Source organism: Bacillus cytotoxicus NVH 391-98, assembly GCF_000017425.1.
GTDB lineage: Bacteria > Bacillota > Bacilli > Bacillales > Bacillaceae_G > Bacillus_A > Bacillus_A cytotoxicus.
Genome location: NC_009674.1, coordinates 297,501 through 316,660, shown reverse-complemented (window position 1 = coordinate 316,660; position 19,160 = coordinate 297,501). Strand labels below are relative to the sequence as shown.

9 protein-coding genes, 5 rRNA genes, 1 pseudogene and 1 riboswitch (1 of these 16 only partly in view) are annotated in these 19,160 nt (G+C 42.9%); of the genes and pseudogenes, 1 reads left to right on the top strand and 14 read right to left on the bottom strand.

From position 1 onward, the window contains the following. Positions 1-78 precede the first annotated feature (78 nt). The 11 genes from purF to BCER98_RS01635 all read right to left on the bottom strand — a co-directional run bounded on the left by purF (position 79) and on the right by BCER98_RS01635 (position 13,883). The gene (gene purF, locus BCER98_RS01685) at positions 79-1,494 is read right to left on the bottom strand and encodes an amidophosphoribosyltransferase (RefSeq protein WP_011983396.1); all 1,416 of its coding nucleotides are present in this window, start codon (positions 1,492-1,494) and stop codon (positions 79-81) included. Further along, complete coding sequence (gene purL / locus BCER98_RS01680; protein WP_011983395.1) at positions 1,479-3,698, bottom strand: phosphoribosylformylglycinamidine synthase II; 2,220 nt, start codon at positions 3,696-3,698, stop codon at positions 1,479-1,481. The genes purF and purL overlap by 16 nt, the downstream gene beginning before the upstream one ends. Further along, complete coding sequence (gene purQ / locus BCER98_RS01675) at positions 3,682-4,365, bottom strand: phosphoribosylformylglycinamidine synthase subunit PurQ (protein ID WP_011983394.1); 684 nt, start codon at positions 4,363-4,365, stop codon at positions 3,682-3,684. Before purQ ends, purL begins: the two co-directional genes overlap by 17 nt. After that, positions 4,362-4,616 (bottom strand): phosphoribosylformylglycinamidine synthase subunit PurS, encoded by a 255-nt coding sequence (purS, locus tag BCER98_RS01670; RefSeq protein ID WP_011983393.1) that lies wholly within the window; start codon positions 4,614-4,616, stop codon positions 4,362-4,364. Before purS ends, purQ begins: the two co-directional genes overlap by 4 nt. Further along, positions 4,609-5,328: a phosphoribosylaminoimidazolesuccinocarboxamide synthase gene (purC, locus tag BCER98_RS01665; protein ID WP_011983392.1), complete on the bottom strand. Its 720-nt coding sequence runs from the start codon at positions 5,326-5,328 to the stop codon at positions 4,609-4,611. Before purC ends, purS begins: the two co-directional genes overlap by 8 nt. 94 nt (positions 5,329-5,422) lie before the next feature. Then, on the bottom strand, positions 5,423-6,724 hold the full coding sequence (gene purB, locus BCER98_RS01660; protein ID WP_011983391.1) for an adenylosuccinate lyase: 1,302 nt from the start codon (positions 6,722-6,724) through the stop codon (positions 5,423-5,425). Then, positions 6,721-7,872 carry a 5-(carboxyamino)imidazole ribonucleotide synthase gene (gene purK, locus BCER98_RS01655; protein WP_011983390.1) on the bottom strand — a complete coding sequence of 384 codons (1,152 nt, stop codon included), beginning with the start codon at positions 7,870-7,872 and terminating at the stop codon, positions 6,721-6,723. The genes purB and purK overlap by 4 nt, the downstream gene beginning before the upstream one ends. Further along, a complete protein-coding gene (gene purE, locus BCER98_RS01650) occupies positions 7,869-8,354 on the bottom strand; it encodes a 5-(carboxyamino)imidazole ribonucleotide mutase (RefSeq protein WP_011983389.1) in 486 nt (161 codons plus the stop codon). Before purE ends, purK begins: the two co-directional genes overlap by 4 nt. Positions 8,355-8,460: 106 nt before the next feature. Then, a riboswitch (purine riboswitch) is annotated at positions 8,461-8,562 on the bottom strand. A 390-nt stretch (positions 8,563-8,952) separates the two neighbouring features. Next, positions 8,953-9,068, bottom strand: a 5S ribosomal RNA gene (gene rrf, locus BCER98_RS01645). A gap of 95 nt (positions 9,069-9,163) precedes the next feature. Then, positions 9,164-12,085, bottom strand: a 23S ribosomal RNA gene (locus tag BCER98_RS01640). Positions 12,086-12,332: 247 nt separating this feature from the next. Next, a 16S ribosomal RNA gene (locus BCER98_RS01635) occupies positions 12,333-13,883 on the bottom strand. Together the 16S, 23S and 5S rRNA genes form the textbook arrangement of a ribosomal RNA operon. 337 nt (positions 13,884-14,220) lie before the next feature. On the opposite strand from BCER98_RS01635, the pseudogene BCER98_RS22800 reads away from it, so the two are divergent. Beyond that, positions 14,221-14,972: pseudogene (locus tag BCER98_RS22800) on the top strand (sulfotransferase family 2 domain-containing protein). Positions 14,973-15,023: 51 nt separating this feature from the next. Here the strand turns inward: BCER98_RS22800 and BCER98_RS01630 are convergent. The 3 genes from BCER98_RS01630 to BCER98_RS01620 form a co-directional block, all read right to left on the bottom strand. Beyond that, on the bottom strand, positions 15,024-15,944 hold the full coding sequence (locus BCER98_RS01630; protein ID WP_041809385.1) for a DMT family transporter: 921 nt from the start codon (positions 15,942-15,944) through the stop codon (positions 15,024-15,026). 525 nt (positions 15,945-16,469) lie between these two features. Beyond that, positions 16,470-16,585: ribosomal RNA gene (rrf, locus tag BCER98_RS01625) — 5S ribosomal RNA — on the bottom strand. Positions 16,586-16,678: 93 nt separating this feature from the next. Continuing rightward, positions 16,679-19,160 (bottom strand): 23S ribosomal RNA (locus BCER98_RS01620); it runs 440 nt beyond the window's last position.

Sequence of the window (19,160 nt, the reverse complement as noted above, 5' to 3'; positions counted from 1 at the left end):
TTTCTCCCCATCTAGGGCGACCGTTTTCAGAAAGAAGCTAGCTTCTACATAGAAAGAAGTAGAAGCTTCTTTTCTTTTTTATTTCATACTTTCTAAAAGTTCTTGTTCATAATCGTAAAGAGCGGTCGGATAATCTCCATTAAAATAAGCCATGCATAACCCGCCGTATTTCCCTTCATATGGACGTCCAATTGCATCTACTAATCCATCTTCACTTAAAAATGTTAGAGAATCTGCACCGATGATTTGACAGATTTCCTCTACAGAGTGATTTGCAGCGATTAATTCTTTTCTCGTTTGAATGTCAATGCCATAGAAACATGGATACTTAAGAGGAGGCGAAGCAATTCTTACATGCACTTCTGTCGCTCCTGCTTCACGAAGCATGCGAACAATCCGCTTACTGGTTGTCCCTCTTACAATTGAGTCATCAATCATGACAACACGTTTTCCTTCAACTACACCGCGTACTGCAGAAAGCTTCATTTTCACCCCTTGCTCACGCAGCTCTTGGGATGGTTGAATAAAGGTACGTCCGACATAACGATTTTTAATTAATCCTAATTCATATGGAATTCCCGTTGCTTCTGCATAACCAATGGCTGCTGAGATGCTAGAATCAGGTACCCCTGTTACAACATCTGCCGCAATAGGTGCTTCCATTGCTAAACGTTTCCCCATATTTTTACGCGCCGCATGAACATTGACGCCGGCAATATTAGAGTCTGGTCGTGCAAAATAAATATATTCCATACTACAAATTGCGTGCTCTACTTCATTTGTAAAACGATCTACTTGAATCCCTTCATCATTTATGATAAGAAGTTCTCCAGGTTCAACATCACGAATATATGTCGCACCAACTACATCGAAAGCACATGTTTCAGATGCTACAACATAGGCATCCCCCATTTTCCCAATCGAAAGCGGGCGAAACCCATTTGGGTCTAGTGCAACAATCATTTCATGACTTGTTAGTAACAAATATGCAAATGCACCTTTTACTTTATTTAACGCATCCTTTACACTCTCGATTAATGACCCTTTCGTATTTCGCTTAATTAAATGCAGCAATACTTCTGTATCTGAACTTGTTTGAAAGATACTTCCTTCTGCCTCTAATTCACGGCGAAGCATTTTGGCATTAATTAAATTCCCATTGTGAGCTAATGCCATACTATGATCAGAGAAACGAAATAGTAATGGCTGAACGTTTGCTACTTCACTTCCGCCCGCTGTTGCATAACGCACATGGCCAATGGCTGATTTTCCATTTAAACCTTCTAACTCGCCTCTTGAAAACACTTCTGATACTAAACCTAACCCCTTATGACCAATAATTTTCTCCCCATTATTCACCACAATACCTGCACCTTCTTGCCCACGGTGCTGTAAACTATGCAATCCGTAGTACGTAACTTGTGCTGCATTTTCATGCCCCCAAATTCCGAAGATGCCACATTCTTCATTTAACCCCTTTATTTCAGCAAGCATGGGATTGCCCCTTTCCAAGCCTTTCTCATTTCATCAACATTTGCTGTAAGTAGTACTTCATTTTCTTCATTATGAATTGTTACTTCATTTGTATTTGTGACTTCACCAACTTGAATTGCTTCTACTACTTTTTCAAACGCTTCTTGTTGTTCACGTTTTACTGTTACAACAAAACGAGATTGTGATTCTGCGAATAATGCCGCTGTTGCCTCCCCAGCTAATTTCACAGTAGCACCTAATCCTTTCGCACCGATTGCACTTTCAGCAATCGCAACTGCTAATCCGCCTTCTGCAACGTCATGTGCCGATTGAACAAGTCCCGCCTGAATTGCTTCTAGTAATTGTTTTTGACGTTTTGCTTCTACTTCTAAATCAATACTTGGTGATTGACCGAAGATTTTACCGTACATCATCTTCTGTAATTCACTTCCACCAAATTCAGCTTTCGTTTCACCCATAACATAAATAAGATCCCCAGCTTGCTTAAATTCTTGTGTTGTTACATGTTTTAAATCGTGAACAAGCCCAACCATTCCAACAGTTGGTGTTGGATATACAGCTTCACCGCTGCGCTCGTTGTACATTGATACATTTCCACCAATAACTGGAGTTTGTAATGTACGACAAGCTTCGCTCATACCATCTACTGATTTCTCAATTTGCCAGAAAATTTCTGGTTTCTCTGGATTACCAAAATTTAAGCAATCTGTGATTGCAAGTGGTTCTCCGCCAGAACATACAATATTACGCGCAGCTTCTGCTACTGCAATTTTACCGCCCGTTTCAGGATCTAAGTAAATATAACGAGAGTTACAGTCCGTTGTGATTGCTAATGCCTTCTCTGTACCACGTACTCGCACCACCGCTGCATCTGATCCTGGTGTAACAACAGTACTTGTGCGTACTTGATAATCATACTGATCATATACCCATTCTTTACTTGCAATCGTTGGTTGTTGTAATAAAGCTAGTAATGTTTCTTTATAGTTATCTACTTTTGGCGTCTTCATTTTCATTTCTTGAAATTCCCTAAAATATGCTGCCTCTTTTGAAGGTTTATGATAAATTGGCGCTTCTTCTGCTAATGCATCCGCAGGTACTTCTGCTACCATTTCACCTTTATGGAATAAACGAAGCATTTTATCTTCCGTTACTTTTCCCATCGCAACTGCCGCTAAGCCATACTTTTCAAATAACTCTACAACTTCTTGCTCTCTACCTTTTTTCACCACAATCAACATACGTTCCTGTGATTCAGATAACATCATTTCATATGGTGTCATACCTGTTTCACGCTGTGGCACATCGTCTAAATACATTTCAATACCCATTCCCGCTTTACTTGCCATTTCCGCAGAAGATGATGTTAAGCCCGCAGCGCCCATATCTTGAATTCCAACAAGCGCATCAGATTGGATTAACTCTAAGCATGCTTCAATAAGAAGTTTCTCCATAAACGGATCGCCTACTTGTACTGCTGGGCGTTTTGCTTCTGAACTCTCAGATAGTTCTTCTGATGCGAAAGTTGCACCATGAATACCGTCTCGTCCTGTTGAAGCACCGACATACATAACCGTGTTACCAGCACCGTGCGCTTGCCCTTTTTTTATATCTTCATGATGAATTAACCCAACGCACATTGCATTGACAAGTGGGTTTCCTTCATAACATGGATCAAATTGTACTTCTCCGCCAACAGTTGGAATACCAATACAGTTACCGTATCCTGCAATCCCTGCAACTACTTCTTCAAATAAATACTTCACGCGTGGTGATTGGAGTTCACCGAAGCGCAGTGAGTTCAATAATGCAACCGGACGTGCTCCCATAGAGAATATATCACGAATAATACCGCCAACCCCTGTTGCTGCACCTTGATACGGCTCAATTGCCGAAGGATGATTGTGACTTTCCATTTTAAATACAACTGCTTGATTATCACCAATATCTACAATACCTGCGCCTTCTCCAGGTCCTTGTAATACACGTTCTCCTGTTGTTGGGAACTTGCGAAGAACTGGTTTTGAGTTTTTATAACTACAATGCTCTGACCACATAACAGAGAAAAGCCCTGTTTCCGTATAGTTCGGCAGACGTCCTAAAATCTTTTCAATCATGGCAAACTCTTCGTCTGTTAACCCCATTTCCGCATATATACGTTCTTCTTTAATTTGTGTTGGATTTGGTTCAAGCATTAACGACATATGTTTCCCTCCAATATTTCAAAATAGATTGAAAGACTTTTAACCCTTCTGCACCGCCAAGAATTTCATTCACAGCACGCTCTGGGTGTGGCATCATGCCAAGCACATTACCTTTTTCATTTACAATACCTGCAATATCTGAAACACTTCCGTTTGGATTGTCTACATAACGGAATACAATTTGATTCTTCTGCTCTAATTTTTTAAGAGTTGCTTCATCACAATAATAATTTCCTTCACCATGTGCAATTGGGATATGAATGATTTCCCCCTTGTTATATTGTGATGTAAACATCGTTTCATTATTTTCAACACGTAACGGAACAGTTCGGCACATGAATTTTAAGTTTTGATTTCGTATCAATACCCCTGGTAATAATCCTGATTCAACAAGAATCTGGAATCCATTACACACGCCTAAAATAGGCTTTCCTTGCTCAGCAGCTTTTTGCACTGCTTTCATTGCATTCGCAAATCGAGAAATGGCACCGCAGCGAAGGTAATCACCATAAGAGAATCCACCTGGTAAAAGAATCGCATCATATTCGTCTAAGTTCTCTGCATCATGCCAAACATAATCTACATCTTCACCAAGCTCATCTTTAATTGCATGAAACATATCAACATCACAGTTCGAACCTGGAAAAACGATTACGGCAAATTTCACTGTGCGACAACCTCCTCAATTTCATAACGGAAATCTTCCATTACAACGTTTGCTAATAGTTTTTCACACATTTCTTTTACTTTTCTATCAAGATCAGTTACCGATTTATCAATTGTTAACTCCATATATTTACCAATGCGCACATCTTGTACTTCTGTAAAGGAAAGGCTGTGAAGAGCACCTTTTACTGCTGTTCCTTGTGGATCTAATACACTCTCTCTTAATGTTACATATACCTTAACTTTATACATGTGAAGCCCCTCCTAAACGTTTTAAAATTTCTTCATATGCCTCGGTTAAATTACCTAAATCGCGGCGAAATACATCTTTATCAAATTTCTCATTGCTCTCTTCATCCCATAAACGACAAGTATCTGGTGAGATTTCATCCGCTAATACAATCTTGCCTTCCTCTGTAATACCAAACTCTAATTTAAAATCTATTAACCTTACACGACAGCTTGCGAAATGCTCAATCAAAACTTGATTGATTCGTAGAGCCTTTTCTCGTAATGTACTTATCTGCTCTAATGTTGCAGCGTTTAACACACGAATATGATCTTCTGTTACAAGAGGATCTCCTAAATCATCATCTTTGTAGTAAAATTCTACGATTGGTTTGGCAAGTGGTATTCCCTCTTCCATTCCTAATCGTTTGGAAAGGCTCCCTGCAATGACGTTTCTTGTAACAACTTCTAATGGAATAATACTTACTTTTTTCACAAGTTGTTCTGTATCTGATAGCTTCTTTACAAAATGTGTTTCAATTCCCACTTCTTGCAACTTTCTGAACAAAAAAGTTGTAATTTCATTGTTCAAACGACCTTTTCCTGTAATGGTCGCTTTTTTCTCTCCATTGAAAGCAGTAGCACTATCTTTGTACTCTATCCAAACCATATCTGCTGCTTCTGTACGATATATTCTTTTTGCCTTACCTTCATACAGCAATTCTAGCTTTTGCATTTCGCAAGCCCCCTGTAGTTTGAAAAATGTGAATAATATTTTTATAAAGAATGGCACAGAATAACGCTATTCTGTGCCATATAAAATTTTCTGCTTAGTTTAGTCCAAGACGTTCAAAAATAGTATCAACATGTTGTAAGTGATATTCATAGTTGAAACATTCGTTGATTTCTTCTTGTGTTAACTTGCTTGTAATACGCTCATCTGCCTCTACAAGATCTTTAAATTGTACTTGTGTCTCCCACGCTTCCATCGCTTTAGGCTGTACGATATCATAAGCTTCTTCACGTACCATACCTTTGTCGATAAGAGTAAGCATGACACGTTGCGAATAAATTAAACCGTATGTTCTTTGCATATTGCGTTTCATGTTCTCTGGGAATACCGTTAAGTTTTTCACGATATTACCGAAGCGGTTTAACATATAGTTTAATGCAATAGTTGCATCGGGTAAGATAACACGTTCTGCAGAAGAGTGCGAAATATCACGCTCATGCCATAATGGAACATTTTCATAAGCTGTTAACATATAACCGCGAATAACACGTGCCATACCAGTCATATTTTCAGAGCCAATCGGGTTACGTTTATGCGGCATAGCAGAAGAACCTTTTTGACCTTTTGCGAAAAACTCTTCTACTTCACGAGTTTCACTCTTTTGTAAACCGCGAATTTCAACTGCCATCTTTTCAATAGATGTGGCAATCAATGCAAGTGTTGACATGTAATGCGCATGGCGATCACGTTGCAATGTTTGTGTAGAAATTGGTGCTGCTTCTAATCCTAAGTTTTCACAAACATATTTTTCTACAAATGGATTAATGTTTGCATACGTACCAACTGCACCTGATAATTTACCGACGCGAACTGTATTAGCTGCTTGTTTGAAACGTTCCAAGTTACGTTTCATTTCTTCATACCAAAGACCAAGTTTTAAACCAAACGTTGTTGGTTCTGCATGAACACCATGTGTTCGCCCCATCATAACTGTGTATTTATGTTCTTTCGCTTTATTTGCTAAAATCTCAATAAAGTTTTCTAAGTCCTTTAATAAGATTTCATTTGCTTGTTTTAAAATATAAGACAATGCTGTATCTACTACGTCTGTTGATGTTAAACCGTAGTGAATCCATTTGCGTTCTTCCCCTAATGCAGGTGTTTCTGATACTGCACGAGTAAATGCTACTACATCATGACGTGTTTCTTTTTCAATTTCATAAATACGATCCATATTAAATGATGCATTTTCGCGAATTTTTTTCACATCTTCTTTTGGAATTTCACCAAGTTCCGCCCATGCTTCACAAGCTAAAATCTCCACTTCCAACCATGCTTTAAATTTATTTTCTTCCGTCCAAATCGCACCCATCTCAGGGCGTGTATAACGACTAATCATCTTTTTCCCTCCAACAGTTGTTCTTGATGGTCCCAAATATGCAAACTACGCGCTTTTTCTAGAGCCACTTCGATATTTTCATTCAAAATATTAACATGTCCCATTTTACGCTGTAATTTTGCTTCTTCTTTTCCATATAAGTGTAAATAACACCCGGTTAATCTATTCACTTGTCTTAGGACCCCTTCTATATGTTCGCCTAAAATGTTTACCATGACAACTGGTTTTAACAAATTTGTTTCCCCAAGAGGTAAATTACAGATTGCTCGAATATGCTGTCTAAACTGACTCGTTTCACATGCATCAATTGTATAATGACCGGAATTGTGAGGACGTGGAGCCAATTCATTAATATAAATTTCACCATCAACTGTAGCAAACATTTCTACTGCTAGTGTTCCCACTAACTGAAGTTCATCCGCGAGTATCTGTGCATATTGAATTCCCTTTTGGGAAAGGTTTGCTGTAATGCGAGCTGGTACGATTGATTCATGTAAGATGTTATTCACGTGAATATTTTCAGCTACTGGAAATACCTTTGTTTCCCCGCTTACACTGCGCGTTACAATAACAGATATTTCTTTTTCAAATGGCACCCATTTTTCTAAAATACATTCAGATTTACTAATCAGTTCACTTGCTCTTGTAATATCAGCTTCGCTTCTTAAAACAACCTGACCTTTGCCGTCGTATCCTCCCGTTGTTGTTTTTAATACACAAGGGAAAGACAGTTCCCTTATTGCCGTAAGTAGCTCATTTTGCTTTTGAATGAGACGATATGGTGCTACCGGCAAACCAGCTTCTACAATCGTATTCTTTTCTGTAAAACGATTTTGGGTTTTGAATAGTAATTGGCTCCCTTGTGGCAAATATGCATACTTCTCAAGCCACTGTAAACATCTATAATTAATGTTCTCAAATTCATATGTAACAACATCGCTTATTTCCGCCAAATGCTGTATCGCTTTTAAATCGTCATAAGCGGCTACAATTTCAATATCAGCAACTTGTGCACATGGAGAATGTCTTATTGGATCTAAAACAGCGATTTTATAGCCCATTTCCTTCGCTGCTAAAGCCAGCATTCTTCCAAGCTGACCGCCGCCAATGATTCCAATTGTTTGTCCAGGTAAAATGATTTTCGTCATATTAGCTCACTACCTTCGCGCACATTTTTCTCAATTGCTTCTCGTCTCAGTTCTAATGCATCATGTATGTCATCATAAAATGAGCCAAGTATTTGTGCCGCGAGCAACCCTGCATTTGTGGAACCAGCCTTTCCAATGGCAACTGTCGCAACGGGAACTCCCCCTGGCATTTGAACAATAGATAATAATGAATCCAAGCCATTCAATGCTTTTGATTGCACAGGCACACCAATTACAGGAAGATTTGTCTTTGCTGCAACCATTCCTGGTAAATGAGCAGCACCTCCAGCTCCAGCGATAATCACTTTTAATCCACGCTCACGAGCGGTTTCTGCATATTCAAACATATAATCCGGAGTCCGATGAGCAGATACAACTTTCTTCTCATACGGAATTTTTAATTCATTTAAGATGTCACAAGCATATTTCATTGTTTCCCAGTCTGACGTGCTTCCCATTATGACTCCAACTAGTGATTTCATAGTAGAATCCCCCCGATTCAAATAAAAAAAGCCTGAAATAGAACATTTCTCTTACTATAAGAGAAAGCGCTCTATCCAGGCATACGTATCCCTTGTGAATAGAAAATACCGAGTGACTTTCCCTCATAGTCTAACGAATAACGGTCGTTAGGTAGAGACTTGCAGGCCATAACCCCGCGATTATATGAGGTGCGATATAATATTGTTTCTATGGTTATATTAACAATATTCAGTAAGCGATGTCAACAAATAATCGAATGTTTTTTTAAACACTAAAAAAAATGTTCGTGTTTTAGTTATTTGTTGACATATTTATGCGAATTATTATTAATATAAAAGAATTTTAAGTCATTCTCTCATGTTTCTTTTTATCCTCTTAAATTGCTAAAAGCTAAACTTAGGGGGGAGGGATTCCTATAGTTCTTTCTAACCTAAGATATCTAAATCCACCTCACCTATGTAGCTATTTCTATTCATATTAAAAACATAGTAGAACAAAAGAATTGCAAAGTGAGCTTGATAAGTTACAATCAAACACGAATATTCAAATGATAGAGAAATAACAAAAAACCTAAGTCAGATTGACTTAGGTTTTTTTGCTTGGCGACGTCCTACTCTCACAGGGGCAAGGCCCCAACTACCATCGGCGCTAGAGAGCTTAACTTCCGTGTTCGGTATGGGAACGGGTGTGACCTCTCTGCCATCATCACCAAACTATTGAAGGGATATTCCTTCAAAACTAGATAACATTTGCTTCATATTGAATCCAGCTCCAGCGACTCTGAACAAGTCGCTTCCGCTTTAGATATATGGTTAAGTCCTCGATCTATTAGTATTCGTCAGCTCCACGTGTCACCACGCTTCCACCTCGAACCTATCAACCTGATCATCTTTCAGGGATCTTACTAGCTTACGCTATGGGAAATCTCATCTTGAGGGGGGCTTCATGCTTAGATGCTTTCAGCACTTATCCCTTCCGCACATAGCTACCCAGCGATGCCCTTGGCAGAACAACTGGTACACCAGCGGTGCGTCCATCCCGGTCCTCTCGTACTAAGGACAGCTCCTCTCAAATTTCCTACGCCCACGACGGATAGGGACCGAACTGTCTCACGACGTTCTGAACCCAGCTCGCGTACCGCTTTAATGGGCGAACAGCCCAACCCTTGGGACCGACTACAGCCCCAGGATGCGATGAGCCGACATCGAGGTGCCAAACCTCCCCGTCGATGTGGACTCTTGGGGGAGATAAGCCTGTTATCCCCGGGGTAGCTTTTATCCGTTGAGCGATGGCCCTTCCATGCGGAACCACCGGATCACTAAGCCCGACTTTCGTCCCTGCTCGACTTGTAGGTCTCGCAGTCAAGCTCCCTTATGCCTTTGCACTCTACGAATGATTTCCAACCATTCTGAGGGAACCTTTGGGCGCCTCCGTTACACTTTAGGAGGCGACCGCCCCAGTCAAACTGCCCACCTGACACTGTCTCCCGGGTCGATAAGACCCGTAGGTTAGAATTTCAATACAGCCAGGGCGGTATCCCACCAGCGCCTCCACCGAAGCTAGCGCTCCGGATTCAAAGGCTCCCGCCTATCCTGTACAAGCTGTACCAAAATTCAATATCAGGCTACAGTAAAGCTCCACGGGGTCTTTCCGTCCTGTCGCGGGTAACCTGCATCTTCACAGGTACTATAATTTCACCGAGTCTCTGGTTGAGACAGTGCCCAAATCGTTACACCTTTCGTGCGGGTCGGAACTTACCCGACAAGGAATTTCGCTACCTTAGGACCGTTATAGTTACGGCCGCCGTTTACTGGGGCTTCAGTTCAGAGCTTCGCTTACGCTAACCCCTCTCCTTAACCTTCCAGCACCGGGCAGGTGTCAGCCCCTATACTTCGCCTTACGGCTTCGCAGAGACCTGTGTTTTTGCTAAACAGTCGCTTGGGCCTATTCACTGCGGCTTTCCGTTAAGAAAGCACCCCTTCTCCCGAAGTTACGGGGTCATTTTGCCGAGTTCCTTAACCAGAGTTCTCTCGCTCACCTTAGGATTCTCTCCTCGCCTACCTGTGTCGGTTTGCGGTACAGGCACCTTTTATCTCGCTAGAAGCTTTTCTTGGCAGCGGGGAATCGAAGACTTCGCTCCATAAGGAGCTTCCCCATCACAGCTCAGCCTTTGCGGTAAGCGGATTTGCCTACTTACCAGCCTAACTGCTTGGACGTGCACAACCAATCGCACGCTTCTTCTATCCTTCTGCGTCCCTCCATTGCTCAAACGATAAAGAGGTGGTACAGGAATATCAACCTGTTGTCCATCGCCTACGCCTGTCGGCCTCGGCTTAGGTCCTGACTAACCCTGAGCGGACGAGCCTTCCTCAGGAAACCTTAGGCATTCGGTGGACGGGATTCTCACCCGTCTTTCGCTACTCATACCGGCATTCTCACTTCTAAGCACTCCACCAGTCCTTCCGGTCTGACTTCACTGTCCTTAGAACGCTCCCCTACCACTGATACCAAAGGTATCAATCCGCAGCTTCGGTGGTGTATTTAGCCCCGGTACATTTTCGGCGCAGAGTCACTCGACTAGTGAGCTATTACGCACTCTTTAAATGGTGGCTGCTTCTAAGCCAACATCCTAGTTGTCTAAGCAACTCCACATCCTTTTCCACTTAATACACACTTTGGGACCTTAGCTGGCGGTCTGGGCTGTTTCCCTTTTGACTACGGATCTTATCACTCGCAGTCTGACTCCCAAGGATAAGTCATTGGCATTCGGAGTTTGACTGAATTCGGTAATCCGATGAGGACCCCTAGTCCAATCAGTGCTCTACCTCCAAGACTCTTACACTTGAGGCTAGCCCTAAAGCTATTTCGGGGAGAACCAGCTATCTCCAGGTTCGATTGGAATTTCTCCGCTACCCACACCTCATCCCCGCACTTTTCAACGTGCGTGGGTTCGGGCCTCCATTCAGTGTTACCTGAACTTCACCCTGGACATGGGTAGATCACCTGGTTTCGGGTCTACGACCACGTACTAAACGCCCTATTCAGACTCGCTTTCGCTACGGCTCCGCCTCTTCAGCTTAACCTCGCACGGGATCGTAACTCGCCGGTTCATTCTACAAAAGGCACGCCATCACCCGTTAACGGGCTCTGACTATTTGTAGGCACACGGTTTCAGGATCTCTTTCACTCCCCTCCCGGGGTGCTTTTCACCTTTCCCTCACGGTACTGGTTCACTATCGATCACTAGGGAGTATTTAGCCTTGGGAGATGGTCCTCCCAGATTCCGACGGAATTTCACGTGTTCCGCCGTACTCAGGATTCATTCAAGAGGGAACGAAGTTTCAACTACAGGGTTGTTACCTTCTATGACGAGCCTTTCCAGACTGCTTCGTCTACCTCGTTCCTTTGTAACTCCGTATAGAATGTCCTACAACCCCAAGAGGCAAGCCTCTTGGTTTGGGCTATGTTCCGTTTCGCTCGCCGCTACTCAGGAAATCGCATTTGCTTTCTCTTCCTCCAGGTACTTAGATGTTTCAGTTCCCTGGGTCTGTCCTCCTTACCCTATGTATTCAGATAAGGATACCATACCATTACGTATGGTGGGTTTCCCCATTCGGAAATCTCCGGATCAAAGCTTACTTACAGCTCCCCGAAGCATATCGGTGTTAGTCCCGTCCTTCATCGACTCCTAGTGTCAAGGCATCCACCGTGCGCCCTTTCTAACTTAACCAAACTAAAATTAAAAATATGAGCTACACTGTTATCTAGTTTTCAAAGAACATGCCTACTGCGCTGCATCTGCTTCTCTGCTGACATGCGGTGAGGAATCCATCATCGTGGAATTCACTTTCAGACGCAAACGCAAGAAAAAACAAACTGCTTACGCTGTATAAACTTGAGAGAAAGTTCTCTCAAAACTGAACAAAACGAAACACGGAAACTTATATTGATGAACAACGTTCATCTATTCTCCATAGAAAGGAGGTGATCCAGCCGCACCTTCCGATACGGCTACCTTGTTACGACTTCACCCCAATCATCTGTCCCACCTTAGGCGGCTGGCTCCAAAAGGTTACCCCACCGACTTCGGGTGTTACAAACTCTCGTGGTGTGACGGGCGGTGTGTACAAGGCCCGGGAACGTATTCACCGCGGCATGCTGATCCGCGATTACTAGCGATTCCAGCTTCATGTAGGCGAGTTGCAGCCTACAATCCGAACTGAGAACGGTTTTATGAGATTAGCTCCACCTCGCGGTCTCGCGACTCTTTGTACCGTCCATTGTAGCACGTGTGTAGCCCAGGTCATAAGGGGCATGATGATTTGACGTCATCCCCACCTTCCTCCGGTTTGTCACCGGCAGTCACCTTAGAGTGCCCAACTGAATGATGGCAACTAAGATCAAGGGTTGCGCTCGTTGCGGGACTTAACCCAACATCTCACGACACGAGCTGACGACAACCATGCACCACCTGTCACTCTGCCCCCGAAGGGGAAGCCCTATCTCTAGGGTTGTCAGAGGATGTCAAGACCTGGTAAGGTTCTTCGCGTTGCTTCGAATTAAACCACATGCTCCACCGCTTGTGCGGGCCCCCGTCAATTCCTTTGAGTTTCAGCCTTGCGGCCGTACTCCCCAGGCGGAGTGCTTAATGCGTTAACTTCAGCACTAAAGGGCGGAAACCCTCTAACACTTAGCACTCATCGTTTACGGCGTGGACTACCAGGGTATCTAATCCTGTTTGCTCCCCACGCTTTCGCGCCTCAGCGTCAGTTACAGACCAGAGAGTCGCCTTCGCCACTGGTGTTCCTCCATATCTCTACGCATTTCACCGCTACACATGGAATTCCACTCTCCTCTTCTGCACTCAAGTCTCCCAGTTTCCAATGACCCTCCACGGTTGAGCCGTGGGCTTTCACATCAGACTTAAGAAACCGCCTGCGCGCGCTTTACGCCCAATAATTCCGGATAACGCTTGCCACCTACGTATTACCGCGGCTGCTGGCACGTAGTTAGCCGTGGCTTTCTGGTTAGGTACCGTCAAGGCATGAGCTTATTCAACTCACACTTGTTCTTCCCTAACAACAGAGCTTTACGACCCGAAGGCCTTCATCGCTCACGCGGCGTTGCTCCGTCAGACTTTCGTCCATTGCGGAAGATTCCCTACTGCTGCCTCCCGTAGGAGTCTGGGCCGTGTCTCAGTCCCAGTGTGGCCGATCACCCTCTCAGGTCGGCTACGCATCGTCGCCTTGGTGAGCCGTTACCTCACCAACTAGCTAATGCGACGCGGGTCCATCCATAAGTGACAGCCGAAGCCGCCTTTCAATCTTGCACCATGCGGTGCTAGATGTTATCCGGTATTAGCCCCGGTTTCCCGGAGTTATCCCAGTCTTATGGGCAGGTTACCCACGTGTTACTCACCCGTCCGCCGCTAACTTCTTAAGAGCAAGCTCTTAATCCGTTCGCTCGACTTGCATGTATTAGGCACGCCGCCAGCGTTCATCCTGAGCCAGGATCAAACTCTCCAATAAAGTTTGTCTAGCATCATAAATAAAAATTGACGTTTCACGTTGTTTGTTTCGTTCAGTTTTCAAAGAACTCGTTTGCCGCTTCATTTGCGACTTCCTTATGTTAACATTTTTACATTTCAATGTCAACTAAGTTTTTTTATTTCGTTTGTCGCGTTTTGCGTTATTTCTATCAGCGACTCGTACAATATTACACTTCTATCTAGTAATAGTCAATAGGTTTTATAAAATTTTTTAAAGAGAAATTTTCGATATGTAACTCATTCTAAATTCCCTTCAAAACATTCATGTTCTCTTTTTCATATATATTTAATATGTCTAAACTGAAAGGAACGGAAATATATTCCACTTATATCCATTACATATTATAAGCGTTTGTTCACGCTGTCCTCATTATTACAAAAAGTTTCCGATCATTCTATTTTAGAGTTAAAAAAGTGGATGCACCTCATTTCCGATGTGCTTCTTTTATCAAGTTGGTTTACTAAAAAAGGCGCTACAGTATCATTCGTTTATTCATCATTATGAATATGATATATAAGGAGCTCCTCTTATCATATAAAATTAGGAGTGGCATTATGGGAAAAGCCAAAAACAGCGATTCAACTGGTTTGCTCCCTTATAAAAGAGAAATTAGTCCCTTGGTTTCTTTAATTGCTCCCTGTATATTCAAAATCTAGTATGATGTCCATTACGTAAACTTCTATATAATGATGAGCCTTGCCATAAAAGTATTTCTTTCAAACAATTTCTATATTATTTATATGCGAATAGAAAAACACCTTTCCAAATTAATCCTCATTACAGTCGACAATATATAACAGGAGAAAAGGATATTATTCAAAAATACATATACTTAGAAAACCTCAATGAAGAAATCTCTACGCTAGAAAGGATTACAATTAAAAGACTTATCCCTTACAAGCCTTTTCAAAATCATGGCATCATCAAACATCTTCCATGATTTATACAGGAAATTTCGCCGACGCTGATATTACAGATCCTTTATTTCCAAGACATCCAACTTATAAAAGTTTTTACGATACTGAATGTATACAACTTGTCAAAGAAATCTTTCAAGAGGATACATGACAAATCATATATCCTCTTTTCTTATTTTCTTATTACTACAATCCATACTTTTTATTCCATTCTATTTTTGCGATTTCCTCGCTTAATTACGATCCGAAATTTATCTTTATCAGCCCAAAAAACTCCAAGCAATACGAAACATCCTCCTACTACAATTTTTATTGTTAATGATTCATTTAGTACAATAATCGAAGTAATGATGCTTACAAGCGGTAATGCATTCATATATAATCCACTTACTGATACTGAGACATATTCAAGTCCTCTATTCCAAAACCAATAAGCAAGAATTGTTGCACAAATAACAAGATATATAAAGCTCATAATTGCTTTCCATGTAGTGATTCGTGGCAAACCGTAGTAACTTACTTCCACTATAGCAAAAGGCAATACTATAACGGCTCCAACAATCAATGTTAAAGCTGCAAACACTTCATTTGATAATAGTTTTTCCTGCTTTGTTTTTTTTAGTAATATAGTATAAAAAGCAAATAAAAATGTACTCATTAAAATAAGTATATCTCCAATAAGAGAAGCTTCTTGATGATTTGTATCAGATGGTATTGTAATACATATAACACCAATAAACCCTAGTATAATCCCAATCCAATAATTTAATCGAATATATTCTTTTAAAAATATTGCCGAAAAAACGATTGTTACTAATGGTAAAATCGCATCGATAATACTGACATGTAAAGCGCTAGTTAAAGATATACCATATGAAGTAAACATAAAATATCCAGCTACACCAGTAAATGATAATAAACTTATCCTTTTCCAAAAAATATTCTTATTTACAAAATGTTCGCGTAGTTGCCGAAAAGAAAATAATGCACATATTCCTCCAGCAAAACAAAGACGAAGAAATAGTAACGTAAATGGTTGAACAGATTCTAAAGCCCATTTTGTAGGAGCGATGGCTGCTCCCCATAATAAAATTGCAATAAATAGCATACCTATTCCTTTCATCATCTTCTCTCCCTTTTTATATACATAGACCGTATCTTTGATTTTTCCATATAGTTATAACAGCTCAATAAAATAATCATTATCAGTTTATCATAGTTTACTTTTGCTAAAGGCTTTCTCTACGTCTATAGTCATTGCTATTTTTTCTCTTCTTCTATATACGCTTTCCCTACAACATCATGTATTACTGAACGAATAGACTCCTAATGTAATTTTTTATTCTAAAAAATGAAGCAATAAGACTTCTAACCGTAGGGACTACGGGGATAGCCTAATCAATAACTAATCGTTAGGTTGGTGTTCTTAGGAATCTCCCACTTCAAACAGCTCGTAAGAGTGTTAAGTGGGGGTAGTTCAACATCGCATAGTAAGACTACCAAATAACTAGACCATCACTTGTAAAAAGAGCCCGTCCAAAAGTTATAATTTGGGACGGGCTCTAAATTTGATGACTATAAGCGAAAATTCGTATACGTATTGCGTGTAATATACAAAAAAACCTAAGTCAAACTGACTTAGGTTTTTGCTTGGCGACGTCCTACTCTCACAGGGGCAAGGCCCCAACTACCATCGGCGCTAGAGAGCTTAACTTCCGTGTTCGGTATGGGAACGGGTGTGACCTCTCTGCCATCATCACCAAACTATTGAAGGGATATTCCTTCAAAACTAGATAACATTTGCTTCATATTGAATCCAGCTCCAGCGACTCTGAACAAGTCGCTTCCGCTTTTTTATTGGTTAAGTCCTCGATCTATTAGTATTCGTCAGCTCCACGTGTCACCACGCTTCCACCTCGAACCTATCAACCTGATCATCTTTCAGGGATCTTACTAGCTTACGCTATGGGAAATCTCATCTTGAGGGGGGCTTCATGCTTAGATGCTTTCAGCACTTATCCCTTCCGCACATAGCTACCCAGCGATGCCCTTGGCAGAACAACTGGTACACCAGCGGTGCGTCCATCCCGGTCCTCTCGTACTAAGGACAGCTCCTCTCAAATTTCCTACGCCCACGACGGATAGGGACCGAACTGTCTCACGACGTTCTGAACCCAGCTCGCGTACCGCTTTAATGGGCGAACAGCCCAACCCTTGGGACCGACTACAGCCCCAGGATGCGATGAGCCGACATCGAGGTGCCAAACCTCCCCGTCGATGTGGACTCTTGGGGGAGATAAGCCTGTTATCCCCGGGGTAGCTTTTATCCGTTGAGCGATGGCCCTTCCATGCGGAACCACCGGATCACTAAGCCCGACTTTCGTCCCTGCTCGACTTGTAGGTCTCGCAGTCAAGCTCCCTTATGCCTTTGCACTCTACGAATGATTTCCAACCATTCTGAGGGAACCTTTGGGCGCCTCCGTTACACTTTAGGAGGCGACCGCCCCAGTCAAACTGCCCACCTGACACTGTCTCCCGGGTCGATAAGACCCGTAGGTTAGAATTTCAATACAGCCAGGGCGGTATCCCACCAGCGCCTCCACCGAAGCTAGCGCTCCGGCTTCAAAGGCTCCCGCCTATCCTGTACAAGCTGTACCAAAATTCAATATCAGGCTACAGTAAAGCTCCACGGGGTCTTTCCGTCCTGTCGCGGGTAACCTGCATCTTCACAGGTACTATAATTTCACCGAGTCTCTGGTTGAGACAGTGCCCAAATCGTTACACCTTTCGTGCGGGTCGGAACTTACCCGACAAGGAATTTCGCTACCTTAGGACCGTTATAGTTACGGCCGCCGTTTACTGGGGCTTCAGTTCAGAGCTTCGCTTACGCTAACCCCTCTCCTTAACCTTCCAGCACCGGGCAGGTGTCAGCCCCTATACTTCGCCTTACGGCTTCGCAGAGACCTGTGTTTTTGCTAAACAGTCGCTTGGGCCTATTCACTGCGGCTTTCCGTTAAGAAAGCACCCCTTCTCCCGAAGTTACGGGGTCATTTTGCCGAGTTCCTTAACCAGAGTTCTCTCGCTCACCTTAGGATTCTCTCCTCGCCTACCTGTGTCGGTTTGCGGTACAGGCACCTTTTATCTCGCTAGAAGCTTTTCTTGGCAGCGGGGAATCGAAGACTTCGCTCCATAAGGAGCTTCCCCATCACAGCTCAGCCTTTGCGGTAAGCGGATTTGCCTACTTACCAGCCTAACTGCTTGGACGTGCACAACCAATCGCACGCTTCTTCTATCCTTCTGCGTCCCTCCATTGCTCAAACGATAAAGAGGTGGTACAGGAATATCAACCTGTTGTCCATCGCCTACGCCTGTCGGCCTCGGCTTAGGTCCTGACTAACCCTGAGCGGACGAGCCTTCCTCAGGAAACCTTAGGCATTCGGTGGACGGGATTCTCACCCGTCTTTCGCTACTCATACCGGCATTCTCACTTCTAAGCACTCCACCAGTCCTTCCGGTCTGACTTCACTGTCCTTAGAACGCTCCCCTACCACTGATACCAAAGGTATCAATCCGCAGCTTCGGTGGTGTATTTAGCCCCGGTACATTTTCGGCGCAGAGTCACTCGACTAGTGAGCTATTACGCACTCTTTAAATGGTGGCTGCTTCTAAGCCAACATCCTAGTTGTCTAAGCAACTCCACATCCTTTTCCACTTAATACACACTTTGGGACCTTAGCTGGCGGTCTGGGCTGTTTCCCTTTTGACTACGGATCTTATCACTCGCAGTCTGACTCCCAAGGATAAGTCATTGGCATTCGGAGTTTGACTGAATTCGGTAATCCGATGAGGACCCCTAGTCCAATCAGTGCTCTACCTCCAAGACTCTTACACTTGAGGCTAGCCCTAAAGCTATTTCGGGGAGAACCAGCTATCTCCAGGTTCGATTGGAATTTCTCCGCTACCCACACCTCATCCCCGCACTTTTCAACGTGCGTGGGTTCGGGCCTCCATTCAGTGTTACCTGAACTTCACCCTGGACATGGGTAGATCACCTGGTTTCGGGTCTACGACCACGTACTAAACGCCCTATTCAGACTCGCTTTCGCTACGGCTCCGCCTCTTCAGCTTAACCTCGCACGGGATCGTAACTCGCCGGTTCATTCTACAAAAGGCACGCCATCACCCGTTAACGGGCTCTGACTATTTGTAGGCACACGGTTTCAGGATCTCTTTCACTCCCCTCCCGGGGTGCTTTTCACCTTTCCCTCACGGTACTGGTTCACTATCGATCACTAGGGAGTATTTAGCCTTGGGAGATGGTCCTCCCAGATTCCGACGG